The following is a 21,918-nucleotide window of genomic DNA, read 5'->3' as shown; positions in this document are numbered from 1 at the left end:
CTGCTTTCGGTCTCCGAGACGAGTGCTGTCCGCGCTGTTATGCAAAGGCGGAGACGTCAGACGGTTGTGGCTAAGGCGGATCGCAACTGCCGTTGATGGGCGTATTCCAGCGCTATGGCACCCCAGATCAAACCAAGCAGCAGATAGACATGGCGCCAGTGATCGATGTCGATGAAGGTACCGAGCCCGACATTGCCGAAGAAGGCGACATAGGCGCACAAGAGATAGGGCTGCCACGGCCGGTCGCGCAGCAGGATGCGGAATCCGGCTGCTATGGTCCAGAGGACGAGCGTCAGGAACGACACGAAGCCGAGCCAGCCGTAATCCATCAGCATCTTCAGCCAGATGTCGTGCGTGTCCTCGCCGAAAGTCTTGCCGAAGACCAGCGGCCCGATGCCGAACGGATGCTCCATCGCCATCTGGAAACCGATCGCGTAGCGGGCGAAGCGGCCGAGGCGGGCGGTGTCGTAGCTCTGTTCAAGATGGGCGCGGCTGGAGAACATCTCCGCCACCCCAGGCAGTTGCAGGATGACGATGATGGCGATGGCCAGCAGTGACAGCGCGGCGACGGTCATGATCACCACGCGCAGCCGGAACATGCCGCTGGCGCTCTGCAGGAACAGGCATCCGGTGAGCAGGACCGCCGAAACGGCGAACATGCCCCATGCGCCGCGCGAGAAGGAAAAAAAGATGCCGGATGTAATGATCAGCAGCGGCACCGCCAGCAGCGGCATGCGCGAGACCGGACCTGTCAGAAGCAAATAGAGCAGATAGATGCCGGGCAGTACCAGAAAGGGACCGAACACGTTCGGGTCCTGGAAGGCGCCGGCGGCGCGGTCGTATTTGGTGAACATTTCGGCGCCGGGAAAGGCATGGAAGTAGCCCCCTATGCCGAGCAGCGAGGTCGTCACGGCCGAGACGACATAGGCAATGAAGATCAACCGGTAGAGGCTTGGCTGCGTTGCGGTGACGGACGCGAAGAACACTGCGCTGAAGGCGAGAAACAGCGATACTGAGAGGTAAAGCGGAGTGAAAGCGAGATCCGCCATCTGCGTCATGGAGATCATGCCGCCGATGTTCATCGTCACCAGCAGCACCAGCAGCGGCGCCGCCGCACGTGAAATCCGCAAGCCGAAAAGCGCCCAGATGGCGATGAGCCCGGCCATGTAGATTTCATAGGGCGCCGGCTCGCTGATGACGAAGCCGGACAGCAGGATGCCAAGCCCGACCGCCCCGGAAGTGACCAACGCGATCAGCTTGGCGTTGACCGCCGCGCGCGGCACCTCATGGACCATTGCGCTCAATAGGCGTTTTCCGTGTTGAGCAGCCGGACCGGCGTCAGGAACAGGATCCGCAAGTCGAACAGCAGCGACCAGTTCTCGATGTAATAGAGGTCGTATTCCGTCCGCATGCGGATCTTCTCGTTGGTGTCCATCTCGCCGCGCCAGCCGTTGATCTGCGCCCAGCCGGTGACGCCGGGCTTGACCTTGTGGCGGGCGAAATAGCCGTCGACCACTTCGTTGTAGAGGAGGTTGTGCGATTGCGCGGCGATCGCGTGCGGGCGTGGACCGACCAGCGACAGCGAACCCAGCAGCGAGTTGAAGAACTGCGGCAGTTCGTCGATCGAGGTCTTGCGGATGAAGCGGCCGACGCGGGTGACGCGCGGGTCGTTCTTGGTCACCGTCTGCTTGGCGGTCGGGTCAGACCTGTCGGCATACATCGAGCGGAACTTGTAGACCTCGATCACCTCGTTGTTGAAGCCGTGCCGCTTCTGGCGAAACAGCACCGGACCCTTGCTGTCGAGCTTGATGGCGATTGCCGTGGCGAGCATCACGGGTGAGAACACGACGATGCCGATGACGCTGAAGACGATGTCGAAGGCGCGCTTGGCGACCGAATCCCAGTCGTTGATCGGCTTGTCGAAAATGTCGAGCATCGGCACCGCGCCGATGTAGGAATAGGCACGCGGGCGGAACTGCAGTGCATTCGAATGCGCCGACAGCCGGATATCGACCGGCAGTACCCAAAGCTTTTTCAACAGCTGCAGCACGCGCGATTCCGCGGTCAGCGGCAGCGACACGATCAGCATGTCGATGCGAGCGATGCGGGCGAACTCGATCAGTTCGGAAATCGTGCCGAGCTTGGGGTAGCCGGCGACAATGGGCGGCGAGCGCTTGTCGCTGCGGTCATCGAAGATGCCGCAGATTCGGATGTCGTTGTAGGGCTGCTTCTCCACGGAGCGGATCAGGACTTCCGCCGCCTTGCCGCCTCCCACGATGACGGCGCGCCGTTCCATGCGGCCGTCGCGCGCCCAGCGCCGGATCAGCTTCGACATCACCAGCCTGAGGCCAAAGAGGAGAACAAAGCCGACGACGAACCAGGTGCCGAACAGCAGGCGTGAATAGTCCTCGGACATCTTCATGGCGAAGGCGGTCAACGCCATCAGCGCGAAGGTACCGGCCCAGACCAGCAGGATGCGGCCGAAATTGGCGATCGGCCGCATAAGGGAGACGACCTGAAAACAGTCCGAGACATCAAGCAGTATCACCGCCAGGAACGACGCGGCGGCGATCGTCAGCGGATATTGCCAGGCCAGATAGTTGAAGAACCCGACAAAATGGAAATAGACGGCAAGGCCGGACAGGAACAGCAAGCCGAACTCGACCATGCGCAGGACGCCGCTCACCATGATCGGCGACATCGTATCGCGCCGATATTGCGAAGCGACCTGGCGAGCGACATCGTTCATGCCGCCGGGCGCGTCGCCTCCGGCCGGGCCGTCGAATTTACGCACCGCCTCTGCTGAAAAGCGGTGCGCGGGATCGATCTCGTTCATGGGGCTTTCCGCAGGCTTCGCTGCGGTGAATAGCAAAAGAGAGCTAAGAAACCCTTGAAACAACAGGTGGCTTTGGAACGGCCTGGGGCTTGGATCTACCTGTCGAGCGCGGCGAAGTAGGCCTTCTCGATCTCCGCGGCCATCACGTCGGCGCCAAAACGCGCCTCAAGGCTGGCGGCATCGGGCATGAGTTTGCGATAGGCGGCAGGATCGGCCAGCGCCTGGCTCATCTTGTCGGTGAGTTCGGCCGGGTCGGGCCGGATCAGGGCAGGGGAGCCGGCGCCGAAAATCTCGGGTATGCCGCCGACGGAAGTGGCGATCATCGGCTTTCCCGCGGCAAGCGTCTCCAGGACGATATAGGGCATGGCCTCGGCGCGCGAAGGAACGACGACGAGCCTTGCCAGCGCGAAGGCTTCCCTGGCAGGCATTGGCGGCAGGAAGCGGACGTGGCCCTCGAGGCCAAGGCGCTTTACCTGCCCGTGGTAGCGCGGCAGGTCGTCGCCGTCGCCGACCATCACCGCGCTCAGCGCGCGACCGAGCCGGGCGCCGGCGGTAGCCAGGGCGTCGATGAATATGTCGGGCCCTTTCAGGTCGCGCATCATGCCGATGTAGAGCAGGTCGGCCGCCTCGGGTCCCATGACCACCGGCTCGAACTCGGCGGCGCGCAGGCCGTTATAGACCAGCGCATTGGGGACGGGCGGCTCGCCCACCTTCCGGCGATATGTGCCCCGCTCATAGTCGGAGACGAACAGCAGGCAATCGGTGAAACGAGCCATAAAGCGCTCGAGGGCAAAGAACAGTTTTCCGGTTGCCGTGCTTTCGTCATAGTGAAGGGAGCCGCCATGCGGCGAATAAAGGCGGGCTACGCGAGACCTTGATACCCGCAACAGTGAGCCGAACAGACGGGCATAGGCGCCACCCTTGGCGCCGTGCCCGTGCAACACGTCCGGCCGCAATTCCTTGATGATCCTGTAGGTACGCCACGCCGATGCCGCGTCACCCGGCCCGACATGACGCTGCATCGGCGTACGATGGATGCCGAGCGCCAGGACATCCTTCATCCGTTCGAACAGGCGCTCCTCGAATTCGCCGCCGGTGGTCGAATCGCACACGATGCCGACCGAATGTCCGGCGGCGACCTGCGCCTCGGTCAGGTCGCGCACATGCCGGAAGATTCCTCCGACGGGTGAACGAAAGCAGTGGACGATCCTGAGCTTGTCCGCCACGTGGTATCAGTCAGAACAGTCGTTCGCGGACGTACACCGTATCTCCGGGCAGCAGCGGGTCGGAGGTGACCACGCGGCCGGTCATCACCTTGCCGTTGATGTCGCGGGTGATGTCGACGCTTTCCTGGTTGGCGCGCGGCGTGAAGCCGCCGGCTATGGCGATGGCCTTCTGCACCGTCAGGCCCGGGACGTAGGAATATTGGCCGGCAGCGCCCACTTCGCCCATGACGAAGATCGGCCGGTAGCGGTCGATCTCTACCGAAACGTCGGGATCGCGCAAATAACCTTGCCGCAGTTTGTCGGCGATCTGTTTTTCCATCTGCTGCGCGGTGTGGCCGCGCGCCGGTATGGAGCCGACGAGCGGGAAAGAGAGATAGCCGGACTGGTCGACACTGTAGGTGTTGGTCAGTCCGTCCTGCTCGAACACGGTGACGCGGACACGGTCGCCGGCGCCGAGGCGGTAGGGCTGGTCGAGCACCTCGTGGAAAGCCGCCGGCGTCGGCCGGTAGCTTGAGCAGCCGGCGAGCATCGATACGGCAAGCAGCGCGCGAAACAGGGAAGCAGTGCTCTTCATGACCGGATACGTACCTTCGGCTGGCCGCTGCTGCGTTGCGGCAAACATCTGAGATCGAGGTCCGTTATCATCCTGTTAGGGTTAATGGCCGGTAAAGGCGGCGGCTGATACGGCCAGAACCGGCGATGGTTTTACGATTTCGATCTGCTTATTTGTCGCCTGCCAGTAAAGCCTAACGGACTCTTACCGTGATCTTAACCGCTGAGTTACCATAGTTGTTTACGGTGCATCCTGACCCAGTTTCGGAGTAGGGATGCATGTCCGTTCAGTCCGCGGCCGCCGACGTCGACATCGATCTCAGGCAGCTCTTCGCCAGCCTGGCGAGGAACTTCCTGCGCATCCTCGTCGTCTCGTTGATCGTCACCGGCGTGGCGTTCGCGCTGGCTTGGCTTGCCACGCCGCACTACAAGGCCGAGACGAGGCTGCTGATCGAAACCCGCGAATCTGTCTTCACGCGCCCCGACGGCACCAATGACAACGACAAGCCGATCCTCGACGAGGAAGGCGTGACCAGCCAAGTCGAGGTCATTTCCTCCACCGACATTCTCAAGCAGGTGGCGCAGAAGCTCAGCCTGTCGAAATTGGCCGAATTCGACGAGACGCAGAATATGTCGGCGCTGAGCCGGCTGCTCGTCATCGCGGGCCTGAAGAGCGATCCAAACGAGATTCCGCCGGAAGAGCGCGTCCTGAAGAAGATGCGCGAGAAGCTCAACGTCTATCGTGTTGAAAAGTCTCGCGTCATCGTCATCGAGTTCTCATCCGAGAACCCCAGGCTCGCGGCCGACATCCCCAACGCCATCGCCGAGACCTATATCTCCGTCCAGGGCGACGCCAAGCTCGAATCGAATTCGGCGGCGACCGATTGGCTGGCTCCCGAAATCGCCGACCTGTCTCAGCGGGTCAAGGATGCCGAGGCCAAGGTGGCCGACTACCGCTCGCAGTCCGACCTCTTGATGGGCGGCAACAATTCGGTGCTGGCCACCCAGCAGCTTTCGGAACTCTCGAGCGAGCTGTCGAAGGTACGCGCCAATCGCGCCGCCGCGGAAGCAACCGCCGACAGCGTGCGCAAGGCGTTGCAGAATGGTGGCTCTCTGGATTCGGTTCCCGAGGTGTTGTCGTCGGACCTGATCCAGCGCCTGCGCGAACGGCAGGTCGAGCTCAGGGCCAATATTGCCGATCTTTCCACCACCTTGCTCGACAATCACCCGCGCATTCGGGCACTGAGATCGCAACTTGCCGATCTCGACGGCCAGATCCGCAACGAAGCGGAAAAGTTGATGAAAGGGCTGATGACGCAGGCGCAGACGGCGCAGGCGCGCGAGAATCAGCTGGTCGCGGACGTCAACACGCTCAAGGCCGCTTCGGCGCGCGCCGGCGAGCAGCAGGTCGAACTCGATGCGCTGCAGCGCGAAGCGACCGCCCAGCGCCAGCTGCTCGAATCCTATCTGACACGCTTCCGCGAAGCTTCGTCGCGCAAGGACCGCAACTACCTGCCGGTCGATGCCCGTGTGTTTTCGCGGGCCGTCGTCCCCTCCGAACCATATTTTCCGAAGATACTGCCGATCGTCGGTGCCGCCTTTGTCGCTTCGCTGCTTTTGATGGCGGTGGCGACGCTGCTGCGGGAGCTGTTTTCTGGCCGCGCCATGCGCCCGGCCACCGGTGCTCGCTTTGAGCCCATCGACGAGGTGGCGATGCCCGCGGCGGCCCGACAGGAGCCGGCGGTCGCCGATGAGTTCTATGATCGTGCCACCGAGGAGGCGCGAACTCCAATGATTGCGGAGCCGGACATTGCCGCTCGGCCGCAGCCTGTCGCCGGGCCCCCTGCCGAGCCAGAGTCCATTGACGAACCCGCGCCTGTCGCCGAGCCGGAACCAGAGCCTGTCGCCGTGGCCCGTCCGCCGCGCTCGGTGCTGGGCGAGATCGACGTCGAGAACGCTGCGGAAAAGCTGATCGCCAGCGGAGCCTCACGCGCGATATTCGTTTCGCCAGAAGGCGACGAGGCCGCGGCGTCGGCGATCCTGGTGGCACGCGAGGTTTCCGATGCCGGCCTGCGCGTCCTGCTGCTCGACCTCACCGCCTCGGGCGCCGCTTCGCGGCCGATGCTGGACAGCGGTCTGTTCCCCGGCATCACCAATCTGCTCGCCTCGCAGGCGCAGTTCAGCGACGTGATCCATGCCGATCTCTATTCCGACTGCCATGTCATTCCCGTCGGCACCGCCGATCCCGTCCGCGCCATGCGCGCCGCCGACCGGCTGCCGATCATCATGCAATCGCTGACCACCGCCTATGATCTGGTCGTGGTCGAGTGCGGGCCAGCAGACGCGCAGGGCATCAGCCGTCTGGGTGGCGATGCCACCGAGGTGTTCCTCTCCATGCTGGAACCGGACGACGAGGTGACGCAGGCCGCGGTCAAGCTGATCGAAAGCGGCTATCCCGACCTGACATTGGTGACGCCGATCGGCCACCAACCGCCGGGAACCCCGGTGCCGGGACGGCGCTCCGCTGCCTGAGATCTCTCGACTGGGCGAATTCCCGAAAACCTCAGGTCCCCAGCCGGGTTAGCCCTGATCCTCGCCCGTGGGCGTGGTCTGTCCGACCGTCCTGCGGCGCAGCATTTTGGTCAGCTTCCAGATCGTCGGGCTGTTCTTGACGAAGGCTTTCAGCCGCCCCCCTTGGCGAAGCGTCAGCGCCAGTGCGCGGCCCTTCGGCGTCAGCGGGACCAGCACCTCGAAATGCTGCGTTTCGATATCGCACCACAATCGCTTGTAGGACTCGTCGCCGACGGAGAAATCATAGACGGCGAAACCGGTTTCGCAGGCTTCCTGGATATTGTCGAAGAACAGAAAATCGCCCGGGCTGGTGTGAGCGAGATCGTCCTCGGCGATCGCCCCGAACTCGCAGATCAGGCGCTTGCCGGAACGGCTTGACCCGGTGATGGCACGCAGCTTGCCGGCAACCTCCAGTCCGTGCAGGACGAAAGAGGGCCTGTCCTCGGCAAGCGCCTGCGTGAACAGCGCCCGGAAGAAGGCACGCGTCTGATCGTCGCCGAAGACGTTGGCGATGCCCATCTTGCGGAAACGGAATTCCTTCATCTCGAAAAAGGCATCGAGCAGCCTGTTCACCTCGTCGGGGGTAGCGGCTTCGATGCGCCGATAGCTGCCGACGGCCTCGAACTTTCGGATCTGCGAACGGTGTTTCTTGCGCTTGCGCTTGCCGCTGGCGCGGGAGAGCAGCGCGTCGAAGCCGCCCGCCAGATCGACGGCCAGCGACAGATTGGGGCTGGAAAAATGCGGAAAAGATGCCAGCGGATTGGCAACGCCTTCGAGGTCTGGCAGCAATCTTTCGAGCGCGACGAGATCGATGTCGGGACAGGCCCTGGCAATGGCTGCCGGCATCGTTCGAATGGCCGCGATATCAGCCCCGGCCAGCCATTGCGGATCGGCGGCGACGAAATTGCCATTGGCGTGGCGGTCGCCCATGAAGCGGGCGACCCGGAACGGACCGCGACGGACAACCTCCAGCGCCAGCGCGAAAACCGGCCGGCCTTCGAGGCTGAGCGTCGCCACGAGCGCGTCCGGCTTGATCTGTGCGGCCCAGTTCTGGATCCATGCGGCGCTCTGTGCCGGCGCGTGGAGCGCCGAGCGACAGAAACCTGCATAGGCCGCGAGGCCTTCTGCGGCCGCGACGGACACCGTCGATCCCGCCGCATCCTTCGTCAGGGCACGTGGCGAAGCTTCCGTTGCGGCGACACGATTGCCGTCAAATGGCGCCGTGGCGTCAACCATACCTCAATCCTTAAGGCTTATTCATCCCCATTTGGGGGTTCGCTTTGGCGATTCCGTGCTTGGATCAGCCTAGGCGCAAAAGGTGAATGAATGATCGACGGTGGGGAGGCGTTCCGGAAGCTGGCGCTCAACGTCGCCCGCTATACAGGCCTCGCACCGCTGGCCAAGCCGTTTGTCGGCGGCATCGGTGCCATCCTGATGTTGCACCGTGTGACGGCGACTCCCGAAAAGCCCGACAGCGTCAACCGGCATCTCAACATCGCGCCGAGCTTCCTCGACGCCGTGGTCGCCGGCATGAAGGCGGACGGCTACGCCTTCGTGTCGATGGACGAGGCGGTCGAGCGTATCAAGGCAGGCGGCAAGGGCGGCCAGTTCGCCACTATCACCGCCGACGACGCCTATCGCGACAACATGACCGAGGCGCTGCCGATCCTTGAGAAGCATGGCGCGCCGATCACCATCTATGTCGCGCCCGGGCTGATCAACGGCACCGCGGACCTGTGGTGGGACGTGGTCGAAGATATCGTCAATGCGCGCGACCGGCTGACCCTGTCGACGCCGAACGGCCAAACCGTGATCGATTGCGCGACCGCTGCCAGGAAACACCAGGCCATCGCCCGGTTGTACGCCTATCTCACCACGCAAGTGCGCGAGGAAGACCAGCGCGCCGTACTGCGCCAATTGGCTGATGCCAATGGCGTCGACGTGGAACGGCCACGCCTCAAGACGTTGTTGAACTGGGACGAGATCCGCAGCATCGCTGCGCATCCGCTGGTGACGATCGGAGCCCATACGATCAATCACACCAATCTGAAGCGGCTTTCCGAATCCCATGCGCGGCACGAGATCGGCGCCGTGAAGGGCATGCTGCGGGCCGAGCTTGGCCAGGAGCCGCGCCATTTCGCCTATCCCTACGGCTATGCAAGCGCCGTCGGCTGTCGCGAAGTGGGCTTTGCCCGCGACGCCGGCTATACCTCGGCCGTGACCACCCGCCATGGCGTGCTGCGCGCCGAACATGCCGGCTTCCTGCATGCGCTTCCGCGCATTTCAGTCAACGGCCGCTATCAGAGCCTCGCTCACATCCGCACCATGCTGTCGGGCGTGACGACGCCGCTCGCTAATGCCGGCAAGCGGGTGGTTACGGTCTGACGGCGATTGTGCGGGGCCGCGCCTCAGCGCTTGGCCCGTGGCTCCAGCATCAACCATTTGATGATGCCCATGGCCGGCAGTACCCAGAGCAGGCCGCTCAGCAGGAAAAACAGGAAATGCACCCATGGGCCGGCATCCGACAGCCGGGCGACGGCGAAGATCGATGCGACCAGCGCATAGATGACGACCAGCGCCACCAGGAGCAACATTCCGATCAGTTTTTTCAGGCGAATGGGCATGGCACGGTCTCGTTGACGGCTATCGCTTAGGCCGAACGCAAGACGCGCGCAACCCGCGACGGGCGGCGCGACGGCGTGCCGCGCCGCATGGTCTTGCCACCACCGGTACGATGGTCCACCAATCCGCGACATTCAACCTGCCGGGATAATCCATGGCCGCCATCACTGCCGCCGCGCCTTACGATATCCGCGACCGCGACCTGCGCAACAGGGCGCTGGTGCGCGGCTGGCTCTACGTCGTGCTTCTGGTGCTGTTCGCGCTGGTGCTGGTAGGGGGCGCGACCAGGCTTACCGAATCCGGCCTGTCGATCACCGAATGGCAGCCGATCCATGGCATCGTTCCGCCACTCAACGACGCCGAGTGGCAGGAGGAATTCCAGCTCTATCAGCAGATCCCGCAATATGCCGAGCTCAACAAGGGCATGAGCGTCGAGGCATTCAAGTCCATCTTCTGGTGGGAATGGGCACACCGTCTCTTGGCCCGCGGTGTCGGCCTGGTCTTTGCCTTGCCGCTGCTGTTCTTCTGGGTGACGCGCCGCATCGAGCGCGGCCTTGAGCCAAAACTGGTAGGCATTCTGCTTCTCGGCGGCCTTCAGGGCGTCATCGGCTGGTGGATGGTGGCGTCTGGCCTTGTCGACCGCGTGTCGGTCAGCCAATACAGGCTGGCCACGCACCTGACGCTAGCGTCGCTGATCTTCACCGCCACCATGGTCGTCGCGCGAGGGCTGGCGCCGCATTCCGAGCCCGCCGCCGATCGCCGGACGCAGAGGCTGGCCGGCTTCATCGTGCTTCTGGCGCTGATCCAGATCTATCTCGGCGGCCTTGTCGCCGGGCTCGACGCCGGCATGAGCTACAACACCTGGCCGCTGATGGACGGCAAGATCATTCCCGGCGACCTGCTGATCCTCGACCCGGCGTGGCGCAATTTCTTCGAAAGCCCGAAAACGGTGCAGTTCGTTCATCGGCTCGGCGCCTATACGATCTTCGCCGTGGTGCTCTGGCACATGATTGCCACGCGTTTGCGCCTGCCTGGCTCAACACACGCCCGCCGCGCGACGCTGCTGTTTCTGCTGGTGTTGGTGCAGGCCTCGATCGGCATCGGTACGCTGCTGATGCAGGTGCCGCTCCACATGGCTCTGGCGCATCAGGGGTTCGCGCTTGTCGTACTTGGCTTCGCCGCCGCGCATTGGCGCGGCACCAAGGGCGCCTATCCCTTGCCGACACAAATAGCCCTGAGAAGCTGAGGCTTTTTCGGAGCTTAGAAGCTTGCCCGCACCGCGCGGACCGCCGCGGCGACAGCTCGCGATTCTCCTCGACCGCATTGTCGTCCTCGTGATGCCAGGACGCCGCGCGGCTGGCTGGCGATCGATCCAAAGCGTGTTCTCGGCGACCCCGGCTTCGACGCCGCGAACATGTTCTACAACCCGCTCGACCGGACGATCTCTGCCTCGATCCGCGGCGCGTCGCGCATATGGCCGAGACATTTGCCAGAACGCTCGGCCAGACGCACTTCCATCAGAGGCCGAGCATCAGGTCCATGTTCTGGACAGCCGCACCCGAGGCACCCTTGCCGAGATTGTCGTAGACCGCCAGCAGCAGCGCCTGCGCGCGCTTGTCGTTGGCAAAGACATAGACCTTCATCCGGTTGGTGCCGTTGTAGACCTCCGGGTCGATCTCCGGGACGCGCTCCAGATGCACATAAGGCGCCACCTCGACCACGCTACCCTCGATGGCGGCGAAGTGGTCGGCGATGGCCGCATGGAGCTCCGCACCCGTCGGCACATGGTCAAGACCGCCGAGCTGCAGCGGCACCACCGTGATCATGCCTTGCGCGAAGTTGCCGACGGCCGGCTGCATGATCGGATCATGCGAAAGCCTGGCATAGGCCCTCAGTTCGGGCACATGCTTGTGCTGCAGGGTGAGGCCATAGGGCAGGAACTCCGAAGCGTCCTCGCCCTTGGCGACATAGTCCTCGATCATCGGCCGTCCGCCGCCCGAATAGCCTGTAATGCCATTGACCGTGACCGGGAAATCAGCCGGCAGCAGGCCGGCGGTAACCAGCGGCCTGAGCGTCGCGATCGGTCCCTGCGGCCAGCAGCCGGGATTGGCGACGCGCTTGGCCGAGGCGATCTTCTTCGCCTGTCCCTTGTCCATTTCGGCGAAGCCGTACTCCCAGCCTTCGGCCACGCGATGCGCGGTCGACGCATCGATGACCTTGGTGGTGCCGTTGGCGATCAGCGAAACGCTTTCCTTCGCCGCATCGTCAGGCAGGCACAGGATCGCTATATCGGCGGCATTGAGGAACTCAGCGCGCGCCGCTGTTTCCTTGCGGCGCTCGACGGGAATGGAAATGATCTCCAGGTCGCCACGCTCGGCAAGCAGCGCCCGGATCTGCAGGCCGGTGGTGCCGTGTTCGCCGTCGATGAAGATTTTCGGTTTCATTGCCTGATCAAATTCCCTGGTATTTCAAGGCTATATGCCTTGACCTTGATTCACCGCGGCACCGTTATGGTTGCCGTTGTTCAGCTCTTCCTGCCGGGCCTTTCGCTCCGCCAGCAGGCCGAGATACTGCATGGCCACCATCGAGCCGGCGATCGCCGTTATATCGGCGTGGTCATAGGCCGGCGCAACCTCTACGACATCGGCTCCGACAATGTCGATCTGGTTGAGCTGGCGCAGCGTCGACAGGATCTTGGCCGACGACGGCCCGCCAGCAACCGGCGTCCCGGTTCCGGGCGCATAGGCCGGATCGAGGCAGTCGATGTCGAAGGTCAGATATGTCTTCTTGCCGCCGGTGCGGTCGACAATGGCGTAGGCGATGTCCGACGCGCGCATCTCCTCGATCTCATGGCCGTGGAGAATCTTGATGCCGAACGTGTCGGGCGCATGGGTGCGGATGCCGATCTGGATCGAACGGTCCGGATCGATGATGCCTTCCTTGACCGCTCGGCCGACGAAGGAGCCGTGGTCGATGCGCTTGCCGTCATCCTCCCATGTATCCTGATGCGCGTCGAACTGCACTAGGGCGAGCGGGCCGTGGATGGCGGCATGCGCCTTCAGCAGCGGCCAGGTGACGAAATGATCGCCGCCCAGCGTCAGCAGGAAGGCGCCCGACTTCAGGATCTTCGCCGCTTCGCGCTCGATCGTTCCCGGCGTCTTCTGGTGGTTACCGCTGTCGAGCAGACAATCACCATAGTCGACCACCGCGAGATGCTCGAACAGGTCGCGTGAAAACGGGTATTGCGGGTCATTGTCGAGGATCGCCGAGGCGCGGCGTATAGCCTGCGGCCCGAAACGGGCGCCGGGCCGGTTAGTGACGGCGGCATCGAACGGGATCCCCCACACCACCACGTCCGCGCCCTTCACGTCCTTCGTGTATTTGCGCCGCATGAACGACAGCGCGCCGGAATAGGTCGGCTCAAGGGCGCCGCCCGTTTTGGAACGGGCGGTGAAGGCGTGGTCGATGTTCTTGGTCGCCATTAAGGATCCTCGTTTTTCATCGGGGTGCAACAACTACAGAACCGGCAAGGAAGATGCCAGTCACAGTCTGGGGAGACGAAGCGCGGCCGCCCAGGCGCCACGGCAAGACAGGATTTGTATCATCATGACGCAGACGGCGTTTCTTAATCCTCCCCATGCCGTGATGTCGACCCAAGCCGGCGATCCCGCGACGGGTTTCGGTGCCGGCTGGATGGGCGTGGCGGCAATCCTTGTCATGCTCGTCGCCACCATCGCTGCCTCTTGGGTCACCTGGCGCTTCATTGAAATGCCGGCCATGGCCTGGTTCCGCCGGCTCTCGAAACGCATCTGACGCGAACGCATTACGAACATCCTAGCCGGCTTCGTTCACCTGGATGTCACGGGCATCGCCTATCCCCGGCTCGATCCGGCAAGGAGCGATTCTCGATGCGGACCCTTTGGCTGAGCCTTCTGCTTTCAACCGCACTTGCGGTCTCCGTCACCCAAGCACTGGCGGGTGAAACCCGCGCCAGCCGGATCCTCGATCGCTTCGAACACGCAAACCAGTGGCGCGACCATGTAATGGTCGCCGCGCATCGCGCCGGCAGCATGCAGGCAGGCAAGACGCTTTATGCGGAAAATTCGCTCGCCGCCGTGGAGGGCTCGATCGCCATGGGTGCCGAGATCATCGAGGTGGACATCAGGCGCTCCAGGGACGGTGAGTTCGTCGTCATGCATGACAGCTGGCTCGACCGCACCACGACCTGCAAGGGCGAGGTGGCCAAGCGCACGCTGGCCGAATTGAGGAGATGCCGGCTGGTGATCGAAGGCACCGGAATTGTCACCAATGAGACGGTTTCGACGCTGCGCGAGATGCTGATCGCGGCCAAGGGCAGGATTCTCATCAATCTCGACAACAAGCTCGATGTTGGCGACCTCTCTGGCATGATCGCGGTCGCTCGCGATCTCGCCATGGCCGAACAGGTCATCGTCAAGGAGAACCTCTGGAGCTCTACCCGGATTGCGACGGTGAAAGCCGCCATGGACGCGATCGGCGTCGGCTTCCAGTTCATGCCGATCATCGCCGACGACGCGGTCCATGATTCTGGTTTTGCCGAGGCGGTCGACCGCGCTTTCTCATCGCGCGCGATCGAACTGATCAACTGGCGGGCGGGTGCCGAAAAACTGACCGAAACCGGCGGACCGCTGTTCAGCACGCGCATGCGCGCCGCCGCGGTGCGAGGCGACTGGCACATCTGGGCCGACACTTATGCCATCGTGAACAAGCCCGGTGGTTTCCTGGCGGGCGGCCGCGGCGACGAACTGGCGGTGCAGGCCAGTCTGCCGCGCGAAGCCTGGGGCTTCTGGGCCGACCGCGGCGCCACCATCATCCAGACCGACGAACCGAAGGCGGCCATCGAATGGCTGGCGGCGAACGGCTACCGCGTGCCTTATGGCGATGGTTCACGGTCGGCTGAGCCCGCGAATACGGCGAGCATCAACTGATATTCGACGTGAATGCTTCACCCCACCGGCGCTGCGCGCCGACGTCCCCATCCGCCCTGCGATCATTCTGCAATGCTGACAGCTGCCAATGGTCTGAATCCAGGGCGCGACCTCGCATCTCCCCTTGACGGGGAGGTCGCACCGCAGGCGCGGGTCGGGTGATTGGTGAACGCTAAAAAGGAAAGGCCGCCCGGAGGCGGCCTTTCGACTGTCTGAAGCTGCGTTGCGCTTAGCGCTTCGAGAACTGGAACGACCGGCGGGCTTTCGCCTTGCCGTACTTCTTGCGCTCGACGACGCGGCTGTCGCGGGTCAGGAAGCCGCCCTTCTTGAGCACGGCGCGCAACGCGGGCTCGTAGTAGGTCAGCGCCTTGGAGATGCCGTGACGCACCGCGCCCGCCTGGCCCGAGAGGCCGCCGCCGACGACAGTGGCGACGATGTCGTACTGGCCCGAACGGTTGGAGGCGATGATCGGCTGGTTGAGGATCATCTGCAGGACAGGACGCGCGAAATAGCTCGCGAATTCCTTGTCGTTGACGACGATCTTGCCGGAACCCGGCTTCACCCAGACGCGCGCGATGGCGTTCTTGCGCTTGCCGGTGGCATAGGCGCGGCCCGACTTGTCGAGCTTCTGGACGTGGACGGGGGCGGCGGCCTGCGTATTGGTGTTGCCGGTTGCGGCGCCCAGTTCTGCGAGCGAGGAAAGCTCAGCCATCTTATGCGACCTTCTTGTTCTTGGAATTCAGCTTGGCCACGTCGAGGACTTCTGGCTGCTGGGCGACATGCGGATGCTCGGCGCCTGCATAGACGCGCAGGTTCTTCATCTGGCGGCGGCCGAGCGGGCCACGCGGTACCATGCGCTCAACGGCCTTCTCGACGACACGCTCGGGAAAACGACCCTCGAGCAACTGGCGCGCGGTGCGCTCCTTAATGCCGCCGGGGTGGCCGGTGTGCCAGTAATAGACCTTGTCGGTGAACTTCTTGCCGGTGAACACCACCTTGTCGGCATTGATGACGATGACGTTGTCGCCGTCGTCGACATGCGGGGTGAAGGTCGGCTTGTGCTTGCCGCGAAGATGATTGGCGATGACAGTGGCGAGACGGCCGACGACGAGACCCTCGGCGTCGATCAGGATCCACTTCTTCACCACATCCGCAGGCTTCTGCGAAAAGGTTGTCATGGTTTTCTGCTTTCGGTTCGGACCTTCATAAGGGAAGGCGTTTCTTGTTGCTTGGATTGGCGAAGGTTGCCCGCCGCCAATAACAAAACGGCGGCCTTTGCGGGCCGCTGCTTCGTGAGGGGCTTATAGGTGAGGGTTGGTGTCGCGTCAAGGCGTGCGGAAAGTCTGGTCGCAGATAAAATTCAGTAGAAACAACGTCTTGGATAGACGGTATTATTTTACCACATCGACTCCCGATGACTGCCTGGGGTTCAGTGCTTTGCCTCGATTTCCTTGCGAGCCGCGCTGGAAAGAAACGCTGATCGCGTAATGCCACGCTCGCGGGCGGCGGCGTCGATCGCGCGCAAAACGCCACGCTCGAAAGTCACGTTCGCCCTGACGACTGCGCTGTCATTGTCGATGAGCGGCACGGAGACCAGATAGCCGCCTTCGGCAAGCGCATTGCGTATGTCGGGGAGGGCGACAATCGTTTCGTGGCTGGATGGTTCGGGAACGGACATATCTTCCGCCCACAATTGCAAGGCTTCAACGGCGTTGGGCACGATGTCTTCCGCCGCGTCGGCAGCCGAAAAGCAGCCGGGAATGTCCGGAAATCGGATACCGAACGCGCTGTCGGGATCTTTGTCGACCAAGGCGAAATAGTTCTTCATTACTGTCTCCAGGACGCTCAACTCATCTGATCCAACCAGCTTGCTTGGCGATCGCGCGAGCAGTACCGGTCGGCAGATCCTTTTCGGGATGCGGAACAATCAACACGATCTCGCCCTTCCGAAATTTGTGATGCGAGCCGCGTACGGAAATTAGCTCAAACCCGTCCGCCTTGAGGCGCCTGACGATCTTACGGCTGTCGCGTTCGAACAAAAGTCACCTCATGCGCATATATATACACATTAAACGAAAGTTCAATCGTCACGACCGCTTCGGCGGGATCGAATAGGTGCCGGTGGCATGCGCCACCGTATGTCCCTCAGGCCCGGCGACGATGTCGATGTCGAACACCATCAGGCTCTTGCCCAGCTTCAGGATGCGGCAATGGCCATCAATTGGTCCGGCCTCGGCCTTGCGGACGAAATTGATGTCGAGATTGGTGGTGACGGAGAGCGCATCCGGCCCGGCATGGCTGAGCACGCAGGCATAGCCGCCGATGTCGGCCAGCGTGAACAGCGACGGGCCGGATACCGTACCGCCAGGACGCAGATGCCGCTCGCCGGCATTGAGCCGCACAATGCAGCCGCCCGGGAACACGTCGATCGTCTCGTAATATTTGAACTGCTCATTGAGCTGCGGGTAGACGGTTTCCATCAGCGTGTTGACTTGTGATGCGGTCAGCACCGGCTTGAGGTTGGTCTGGGCGGGCATGTCGGTCCCTCTTTTGGGCCAGCCTGTATGAGCGTAGCGGAGTGTTTCTGGCAACACCTCCCGGCGCAAGCAATGAGTGTTGGACGAAACCCGATCCGATATTAGATATCCTGCCAGCCCGACCGGAATCGCGGAGACCTTATCCATGGCCGAAATCCTTGCCATCAAGCCTGCCGCTGTCGAGGGTCCTGTCGCAGCAAGGCTGGACAAGGGCGTGCTGCGCCTGACGCTTGCCAATCCGCCCGCCAACGCTTTGTCGCTGGCGGTCATGACGGCGCTGACGGCGGAGCTCGAACGCGCCAAGGCCGACAAGGCCGTGCGCGTCATCGTGCTGTCGGCGGCCGGCAAGGTGTTCTGCGCCGGCCATGATCTCAAGGAAATGACGGCGCGGCGCGCCGACGCCGATCATGGCAAGGCATTCTTCGAAGCGACCTTTGCCGCCTGCGCCGCGCTGATGCAGGCGATCGTGCGGCATCCCTTGCCTGTCATCGCCGAGGTCGACGGCCTGGCGACGGCGGCGGGGCTGCAGCTGGTCGCCAGTTGCGACCTGGCGATCGCCTCGCATGAGGCGACCTTCTGCACACCGGGCGTCAACATCGGCCTGTTCTGCTCAACGCCGATGGTGGCGCTGTCGCGCAACGTCTCCCGCAAGCATGCGATGGAGATGCTTTTGACCGGCGAGACGATCGATGCGGCGACCGCCAAGGAATTCGGCCTGGTCAACCGCGTCGTGCCGCGCGAGTACCTGAATCAGATCGTCACCAAATACGCGCAAACCATTGCTTCCAAATCATCCTTGGTGGTCAAGACCGGCAAGGAAGCGTTTTACGCGCAGGCCGAGATGGGGCTGGCGGACGCCTATGCCTATACCGGACGCGTCATGGTCGAGAACATGCTCGCGCGCGACGCCGAGGAAGGCATCGGCGCCTTCATCGGCAAGCGCAAGCCCGAATGGACGGAGGAGTAATACGGGAGGAATATTTATGGAACCGCGCATCTCCATCATCACCATCGCCACCGACGATCTCGACCGCGCCGTGCGTTTCTACGAGGCGATGGGCCTGAAACGGCATGCCGGTATCACGGAAGGCGTCGCCTTCTTCCAGATGGGCGGCGTCATCCTCGGCCTGTTCCCGCGCGCCAGCGCCGAGGAGGATTCCGGCATCGCCTTCGCCGAGGCGCCGTCGGCGGTCTATCTCGCCTACAACACCCGCTCCGACGCGGAAGTCGACGAGGTGCTTGCGATGGCCGAGAAGGCCGGCGGCCGCATCGTCAAGCCGGCCGGCCGCGCCTTCTGGGGCGGCTGGTACGGCTATTTCGCCGATGCCGACGGGCATGTCTGGGAAGTGGCGCACAATCCGGCCTTCCCGATCGCGGAAGACGGCACGATTTCGCTGCCCGCTTGATGGCTTACCGCAAGCAGCTGACGCGGCTCAAGTCACCCTATCTCAAGCGTATCCTGCTTGACCCGGCGCGGGTTGAGGATTGGGAAAAATATCCTTGGAACCTGCCGCTGTTTCGAAGCCGCGATTTCGAACTCGAATTCACCACGCCGATCACCATCATCGTCGGCGAGAACGGCACCGGCAAATCGACGCTGCTCGAGGCCATTGGCGCGCTGGCCGGCTATGATGAGGCAGGCGGCGGCAAGGGCTACCGCCCGGTCGACCATTCCGGCGCCATCGACACAAGCGGCGCCGCGCTGGCAAATACATTCCGCGGCCACTGGTTGCCGAAGGTCACCGCCGGCTGGTTCTTTCGAGCCGAATCCTTCTATTCCGTCGCCCGCTATCTCGACCAGGCTGCGCTGGAAGACCCCTTCGGGCCACCGCCGCCGGATTTCCTGTCCTGGTCGCATGGCGAGGGATTTATTCGCTTCTTCGAGGAGCGCTGCCGCAGGCAAGGCATCTATATTCTCGACGAGCCCGAAAGTGCGCTCTCTCCGTCTCGCCAGATCGAACTGCTCAAGATGCTGCGGCGTATGGATCAGTCATGCACGGCGCAGGTGATCATGGCGACGCATTCGCCGCTGCTGATGGCTTGTCCCGGCGCGCGGCTGTTCCGCATCAGTGGCTTCGGGCTCGACCCGACCGATTTTCGTGATACGGACCACTTCCGAATGATGCGCGATTTCAGCAATGACCCAGATGGTTTTCTGGCCGAGGCGTTGTATGAGGACAGGGCATGAACCACGATAGTTACGACAACGCCTACATCGCCGGCATCCTCAATTCGGTGAAGACCATCGCCATGGTCGGTGCATCAGCCAATGATGTGCGGCCGAGCTATTTCGTGCTGAAATACCTGCTGGCCAAGGGATATCAGGTGTTCCCGATCAATCCTGGCCAGGCCGGCAAGGAAATCCTCGGCCGGATGACCTATGCCAGGCTTGCCGATGTTCCGGAACCGATCGACATGGTCGATGTCTTCCGTGCGAGCGCGGCAGTGCCTGGTGTCGTCGACGAGGTGTTGCGGCTCGATCCCTTGCCGAAAGTCGTCTGGACGCAGCTTGGTATACGCCATGACGAAGCCGCCGCGCGCGCCGAAGCCGCCGGCGTCAAGGTGGTGATGAACCGCTGTCCCAAGATCGAGTACGGCAAGCTTTCAGGCGAGATCGGTTGGACCGGCGTCAATTCCGGCGTGCTGTCGTCGAAGAAGCCGCTGATGCGCCAGGGATTCCAGAGTTTCGGCGTGCGCCAGAAGTAGGCGAGGCGAAGGCGCAAAATTATTCCGGCCAGCGCCGTATTTTCCTTCTGCTTGATCGAAGGTTCGACGCCGAAGGGTATTTTCTTCTTTGCATTCCGGGTCCGCCTTCGCCAAGAATGCCCGGCGAATTTCAGAAGGTTTTTGAGGGAGGTTTTTCAGTGACCCGCACGCCTGGTTTCAACACGCTCGCCGTCCATGCCGGCGCCAAACCCGATCCGGCCACCGGCGCGCGCGCCACGCCGATCTACCAGACGACTTCCTTCGTCTTCGACGATGCCGATCACGCGGCCTCGCTGTTCGGACTGAAAGCCTTCGGCAACATCTATACCCGCATCATGAACCCGACGCAGGCCGTTCTGGAAGAGCGCATCGCCGCCCTCGAGGGCGGAACGGCCGCGCTTGCGGTCGCGTCCGGCCACGCCGCGCAGGTGATCGTGTTCCACAATCTGATGCAGCCGGGCGACAATTTCGTCGCCGCCAACAAGCTTTATGGCGGTTCGATCAACCAGTTCGGCCATGCCTTCAAGAACTTTGGCTGGGAAGTGCACTGGGCCGATACCAACGACATCTCGACCTTCGAAAGCCAGATCGACGACAGGACCAAGGCGATCTTCATCGAGAGCCTCGCCAATCCGGGCGGCACTTTCGTCGACATCGAGAAGATCGGCGACATCGCGCGCAAGCATGGCCTGCCGCTGATCGTCGACAACACGCTGGCCTCGCCCTACCTGATCCGGCCGATCGAGCACGGCGCCGATATCGTCGTCCATTCGCTGACCAAGTTCATCGGCGGCCACGGCAATTCCATCGGCGGCGCCATCGTCGATGGAGGCACGTTCGACTGGTCGAAGTCGGGCAAATACCCGATGCTGTCGGAACCGCGTCCCGAATATGGCGGCCTCGTGCTGCATGAAACCTTCGGCAATTTCGCTTTCGCCATCGCCGCGCGGGTGCTCGGCCTGCGCGATCTCGGCCCGGCGATCTCGCCCTTCAACGCCTTTCTCATCCTGACCGGGCTGGAAACCTTGCCGCTGCGCATGCAGCGTCACTGCGACAACGCGATTACGGTCGCCGGCTGGCTATCCAACCACCCCAAGATCGCTTGGGTGAACTATCCCGGCCTGCCGAGCGACAAGAACAATGCCTTGCAGAAAAAGTACTCGCCGCAAGGCGCCGGTGCCGTATTCACTTTTGGCCTCAAGGGCGGCTATGAGGCCGGCATCAAGTTCGTCGAGGCGTTGGAACTGTTCTCGCACCTGGCCAATGTCGGCGACACCAAGTCGCTGGTCATTCATCCGGCATCGACCACGCACCGCCAGCTTTCCGACGAGCAGAAGGTCAAGGCCGGAGCCGGCCCGGACACCGTGCGGCTTTCCGTCGGCATCGAGGACGTCACCGACATCGTTGCCGACCTCGAACAGGCACTCGCCAAGGTCTGATCTTTCACCGTCCCCCTTTAGGGAGCGGCGCGCAGCGCCGGGTTGGGGTGAGCCGCCCCAACCCCGGCTTTTGATGGAGACAGGTTCTTGTCCGCGCATTATCAGGCAATATCGACCGACGCCGTCGAACCCGAATCCGGCGCCCCGGCGCCGGACCGGCTGATCTCCGGCGACCCGAAATTCCGCACCTGGAATGTCGAGGAGCGGGACGGCGGCCTCTACGCCGGCATCTGGGAATCGACTCCCGGCAAGTGGCGCATCGTCTATGACGAATGGGAATTCTGCCACATCCTGTCAGGCGTTTCGGTGATCACGGAGGAGGGCGGCGAAGCGCGCACGGTCAAGGCCGGCGACAGCTTCGTGCTGAGGCCCGGCTTCAGGGGCAGCTGGGAAGTGCTTGAAACGACTCGCAAGGAGTATGTGATCAAGCTTTGATCACTTTGCCGCGCCCACCCTTATGAA

Annotated in this window: 24 protein-coding genes and 1 pseudogene; 12 read left to right on the top strand and 13 right to left on the bottom strand. The window is 62.9% G+C overall.

Translation table 11 applies throughout. From position 1 onward, the window contains the following. Positions 1-56 precede the first annotated feature (56 nt). The 4 genes from NKI49_RS15510 to NKI49_RS15495 all read right to left on the bottom strand — a co-directional run bounded on the left by NKI49_RS15510 (position 57) and on the right by NKI49_RS15495 (position 4,636). Positions 57-1,304, bottom strand: coding sequence for an O-antigen ligase family protein (locus NKI49_RS15510; protein WP_352602509.1), 1,248 nt, complete (start codon positions 1,302-1,304; stop codon positions 57-59). Then, positions 1,301-2,836 (bottom strand): undecaprenyl-phosphate glucose phosphotransferase, encoded by a 1,536-nt coding sequence (locus tag NKI49_RS15505; RefSeq protein ID WP_352602507.1) that lies wholly within the window; start codon positions 2,834-2,836, stop codon positions 1,301-1,303. Before NKI49_RS15505 ends, NKI49_RS15510 begins: the two co-directional genes overlap by 4 nt. Positions 2,837-2,931: 95 nt before the next feature. Beyond that, complete coding sequence (locus NKI49_RS15500) at positions 2,932-4,062, bottom strand: glycosyltransferase (RefSeq protein WP_352602505.1); 1,131 nt, start codon at positions 4,060-4,062, stop codon at positions 2,932-2,934. Between the two features lie 10 nt (positions 4,063-4,072). Next, positions 4,073-4,636, bottom strand: a complete 564-nt coding sequence (locus NKI49_RS15495; RefSeq protein ID WP_352602503.1) for a polysaccharide biosynthesis/export family protein — start codon at positions 4,634-4,636, stop codon at positions 4,073-4,075. 257 nt (positions 4,637-4,893) lie between these two features. On the opposite strand from NKI49_RS15495, the gene NKI49_RS15490 reads away from it, so the two are divergent. Further along, positions 4,894-7,146 carry a GumC family protein gene (locus NKI49_RS15490; RefSeq protein WP_352602501.1) on the top strand — a complete coding sequence of 751 codons (2,253 nt, stop codon included), beginning with the start codon at positions 4,894-4,896 and terminating at the stop codon, positions 7,144-7,146. 48 nt (positions 7,147-7,194) lie between these two features. Here the strand turns inward: NKI49_RS15490 and NKI49_RS15485 are convergent, their stop codons facing one another. Beyond that, a complete protein-coding gene (locus tag NKI49_RS15485; RefSeq protein ID WP_352602499.1) occupies positions 7,195-8,421 on the bottom strand; it encodes a GNAT family N-acetyltransferase in 1,227 nt (408 codons plus the stop codon). A 90-nt stretch (positions 8,422-8,511) separates the two neighbouring features. On the opposite strand from NKI49_RS15485, the gene NKI49_RS15480 reads away from it, so the two are divergent. Beyond that, positions 8,512-9,570 (top strand): polysaccharide deacetylase family protein, encoded by a 1,059-nt coding sequence (locus NKI49_RS15480; RefSeq protein WP_352602497.1) that lies wholly within the window; start codon positions 8,512-8,514, stop codon positions 9,568-9,570. A 23-nt stretch (positions 9,571-9,593) separates the two neighbouring features. Here the strand turns inward: NKI49_RS15480 and NKI49_RS15475 are convergent, their stop codons facing one another. After that, positions 9,594-9,809, bottom strand: coding sequence for a DUF2842 domain-containing protein (locus NKI49_RS15475; protein WP_352602495.1), 216 nt, complete (start codon positions 9,807-9,809; stop codon positions 9,594-9,596). 152 nt (positions 9,810-9,961) lie between these two features. Here NKI49_RS15475 and NKI49_RS15470 point away from each other — a divergent pair, with 152 nt between their 5' ends. Both NKI49_RS15470 and NKI49_RS33385 read left to right on the top strand, forming a co-directional pair. After that, on the top strand, positions 9,962-11,053 hold the full coding sequence (locus NKI49_RS15470) for a COX15/CtaA family protein (protein WP_352602493.1): 1,092 nt from the start codon (positions 9,962-9,964) through the stop codon (positions 11,051-11,053). Positions 11,054-11,155: 102 nt separating this feature from the next. Continuing rightward, a pseudogene (locus NKI49_RS33385) lies at positions 11,156-11,236 on the top strand (aminoglycoside phosphotransferase family protein); the annotation flags it as partial. A gap of 88 nt (positions 11,237-11,324) precedes the next feature. On the opposite strand, the gene argC reads toward NKI49_RS33385, so the two are convergent. Next, on the bottom strand, positions 11,325-12,251 hold the full coding sequence (gene argC / locus NKI49_RS15460) for an N-acetyl-gamma-glutamyl-phosphate reductase (RefSeq protein ID WP_352602491.1): 927 nt from the start codon (positions 12,249-12,251) through the stop codon (positions 11,325-11,327). A gap of 30 nt (positions 12,252-12,281) precedes the next feature. Beyond that, positions 12,282-13,289, bottom strand: a complete 1,008-nt coding sequence (gene speB / locus NKI49_RS15455) for an agmatinase (RefSeq protein WP_352602489.1) — start codon at positions 13,287-13,289, stop codon at positions 12,282-12,284. On the opposite strand from speB, the gene NKI49_RS15450 reads away from it, so the two are divergent. Beyond that, positions 13,273-13,620 (top strand): hypothetical protein, encoded by a 348-nt coding sequence (locus tag NKI49_RS15450; protein WP_352602487.1) that lies wholly within the window; start codon positions 13,273-13,275, stop codon positions 13,618-13,620. The genes speB and NKI49_RS15450 overlap by 17 nt on opposite strands. A 95-nt stretch (positions 13,621-13,715) precedes the next feature. Continuing rightward, complete coding sequence (locus NKI49_RS15445; protein ID WP_352602485.1) at positions 13,716-14,774, top strand: glycerophosphodiester phosphodiesterase family protein; 1,059 nt, start codon at positions 13,716-13,718, stop codon at positions 14,772-14,774. A 229-nt stretch (positions 14,775-15,003) separates the two neighbouring features. On the opposite strand, the gene rpsI is transcribed toward NKI49_RS15445, so the two are convergent. The 5 genes from rpsI to NKI49_RS15420 form a co-directional block, all read right to left on the bottom strand. After that, positions 15,004-15,486, bottom strand: a complete 483-nt coding sequence (gene rpsI / locus NKI49_RS15440; protein WP_027028053.1) for a 30S ribosomal protein S9 — start codon at positions 15,484-15,486, stop codon at positions 15,004-15,006. A 1-nt stretch (position 15,487) separates the two neighbouring features. Continuing rightward, positions 15,488-15,952 carry a 50S ribosomal protein L13 gene (gene rplM / locus NKI49_RS15435; protein ID WP_010915638.1) on the bottom strand — a complete coding sequence of 155 codons (465 nt, stop codon included), beginning with the start codon at positions 15,950-15,952 and terminating at the stop codon, positions 15,488-15,490. A 251-nt stretch (positions 15,953-16,203) separates the two neighbouring features. After that, positions 16,204-16,602: a type II toxin-antitoxin system HicB family antitoxin gene (locus NKI49_RS15430; protein ID WP_352602482.1), complete on the bottom strand. Its 399-nt coding sequence runs from the start codon at positions 16,600-16,602 to the stop codon at positions 16,204-16,206. Between the two features lie 22 nt (positions 16,603-16,624). After that, on the bottom strand, positions 16,625-16,813 hold the full coding sequence (locus tag NKI49_RS15425) for a type II toxin-antitoxin system HicA family toxin (protein ID WP_352602480.1): 189 nt from the start codon (positions 16,811-16,813) through the stop codon (positions 16,625-16,627). Positions 16,814-16,861: 48 nt separating this feature from the next. Further along, the gene (locus tag NKI49_RS15420; RefSeq protein ID WP_352602478.1) at positions 16,862-17,311 is read right to left on the bottom strand and encodes a PaaI family thioesterase; all 450 of its coding nucleotides are present in this window, start codon (positions 17,309-17,311) and stop codon (positions 16,862-16,864) included. Positions 17,312-17,456: 145 nt separating this feature from the next. Between NKI49_RS15420 and NKI49_RS15415 the strand changes: the two genes are divergently transcribed. The 6 genes from NKI49_RS15415 (at position 17,457) to NKI49_RS15390 (ending at position 21,891) form a co-directional block, all read left to right on the top strand. Continuing rightward, complete coding sequence (locus tag NKI49_RS15415) at positions 17,457-18,278, top strand: enoyl-CoA hydratase (RefSeq protein WP_352602476.1); 822 nt, start codon at positions 17,457-17,459, stop codon at positions 18,276-18,278. A 16-nt stretch (positions 18,279-18,294) separates the two neighbouring features. Continuing rightward, on the top strand, positions 18,295-18,717 hold the full coding sequence (locus NKI49_RS15410; RefSeq protein WP_352602474.1) for a VOC family protein: 423 nt from the start codon (positions 18,295-18,297) through the stop codon (positions 18,715-18,717). Then, a complete protein-coding gene (locus NKI49_RS15405; protein ID WP_352602472.1) occupies positions 18,717-19,499 on the top strand; it encodes an AAA family ATPase in 783 nt (260 codons plus the stop codon). The genes NKI49_RS15410 and NKI49_RS15405 overlap by 1 nt, the downstream gene beginning before the upstream one ends. Beyond that, on the top strand, positions 19,496-20,017 hold the full coding sequence (locus NKI49_RS15400) for a CoA-binding protein (protein WP_352602470.1): 522 nt from the start codon (positions 19,496-19,498) through the stop codon (positions 20,015-20,017). Before NKI49_RS15405 ends, NKI49_RS15400 begins: the two co-directional genes overlap by 4 nt. A gap of 158 nt (positions 20,018-20,175) precedes the next feature. Further along, on the top strand, positions 20,176-21,456 hold the full coding sequence (locus NKI49_RS15395; protein WP_352602468.1) for an O-acetylhomoserine aminocarboxypropyltransferase: 1,281 nt from the start codon (positions 20,176-20,178) through the stop codon (positions 21,454-21,456). Positions 21,457-21,543: 87 nt separating this feature from the next. After that, positions 21,544-21,891 carry a cupin domain-containing protein gene (locus NKI49_RS15390; protein WP_352602466.1) on the top strand — a complete coding sequence of 116 codons (348 nt, stop codon included), beginning with the start codon at positions 21,544-21,546 and terminating at the stop codon, positions 21,889-21,891. Positions 21,892-21,918 lie beyond the last annotated feature (27 nt).

Source organism: Mesorhizobium sp. M0587, assembly GCF_040320945.1.
GTDB lineage: Bacteria > Pseudomonadota > Alphaproteobacteria > Rhizobiales > Rhizobiaceae > Mesorhizobium.
Note: the sequence above shows the minus strand (reverse complement) of the source record. Positions and strands in the feature narration are given on the sequence as shown.

Excerpts from the sequence above, each read along its gene's own strand:
- NKI49_RS15505 (WP_352602507.1), bottom strand. The coding sequence starts at position 2,836 with ATGAACGAGATCGATCCCGCGCACCGCTTTTCAGCAGAGGCGGTGCGT.
- argC (WP_352602491.1), bottom strand. The coding sequence starts at position 12,251 with ATGAAACCGAAAATCTTCATCGACGGCGAACACGGCACCACCGGCCTG.
- NKI49_RS15450 (WP_352602487.1), top strand. The coding sequence starts at position 13,273 with ATGTTCTTGGTCGCCATTAAGGATCCTCGTTTTTCATCGGGGTGCAAC.
- NKI49_RS15490 (WP_352602501.1), top strand. The coding sequence starts at position 4,894 with ATGTCCGTTCAGTCCGCGGCCGCCGACGTCGACATCGATCTCAGGCAG.
- NKI49_RS15420 (WP_352602478.1), bottom strand. The coding sequence starts at position 17,311 with ATGCCCGCCCAGACCAACCTCAAGCCGGTGCTGACCGCATCACAAGTC.
- rplM (WP_010915638.1), bottom strand. The coding sequence starts at position 15,952 with ATGACAACCTTTTCGCAGAAGCCTGCGGATGTGGTGAAGAAGTGGATC.
- NKI49_RS15430 (WP_352602482.1), bottom strand. The coding sequence starts at position 16,602 with ATGAAGAACTATTTCGCCTTGGTCGACAAAGATCCCGACAGCGCGTTC.
- NKI49_RS15480 (WP_352602497.1), top strand. The coding sequence starts at position 8,512 with ATGATCGACGGTGGGGAGGCGTTCCGGAAGCTGGCGCTCAACGTCGCC.
- NKI49_RS15410 (WP_352602474.1), top strand. The coding sequence starts at position 18,295 with ATGGAACCGCGCATCTCCATCATCACCATCGCCACCGACGATCTCGAC.
- NKI49_RS15400 (WP_352602470.1), top strand. The coding sequence starts at position 19,496 with ATGAACCACGATAGTTACGACAACGCCTACATCGCCGGCATCCTCAAT.
- NKI49_RS15405 (WP_352602472.1), top strand. The coding sequence starts at position 18,717 with ATGGCTTACCGCAAGCAGCTGACGCGGCTCAAGTCACCCTATCTCAAG.
- rpsI (WP_027028053.1), bottom strand. The coding sequence starts at position 15,486 with ATGGCTGAGCTTTCCTCGCTCGCAGAACTGGGCGCCGCAACCGGCAAC.
- speB (WP_352602489.1), bottom strand. The coding sequence starts at position 13,289 with ATGGCGACCAAGAACATCGACCACGCCTTCACCGCCCGTTCCAAAACG.
- NKI49_RS15470 (WP_352602493.1), top strand. The coding sequence starts at position 9,962 with ATGGCCGCCATCACTGCCGCCGCGCCTTACGATATCCGCGACCGCGAC.
- NKI49_RS15485 (WP_352602499.1), bottom strand. The coding sequence starts at position 8,421 with ATGGTTGACGCCACGGCGCCATTTGACGGCAATCGTGTCGCCGCAACG.
- NKI49_RS15495 (WP_352602503.1), bottom strand. The coding sequence starts at position 4,636 with ATGAAGAGCACTGCTTCCCTGTTTCGCGCGCTGCTTGCCGTATCGATG.
- NKI49_RS15445 (WP_352602485.1), top strand. The coding sequence starts at position 13,716 with ATGCGGACCCTTTGGCTGAGCCTTCTGCTTTCAACCGCACTTGCGGTC.
- NKI49_RS15415 (WP_352602476.1), top strand. The coding sequence starts at position 17,457 with ATGGCCGAAATCCTTGCCATCAAGCCTGCCGCTGTCGAGGGTCCTGTC.
- NKI49_RS15475 (WP_352602495.1), bottom strand. The coding sequence starts at position 9,809 with ATGCCCATTCGCCTGAAAAAACTGATCGGAATGTTGCTCCTGGTGGCG.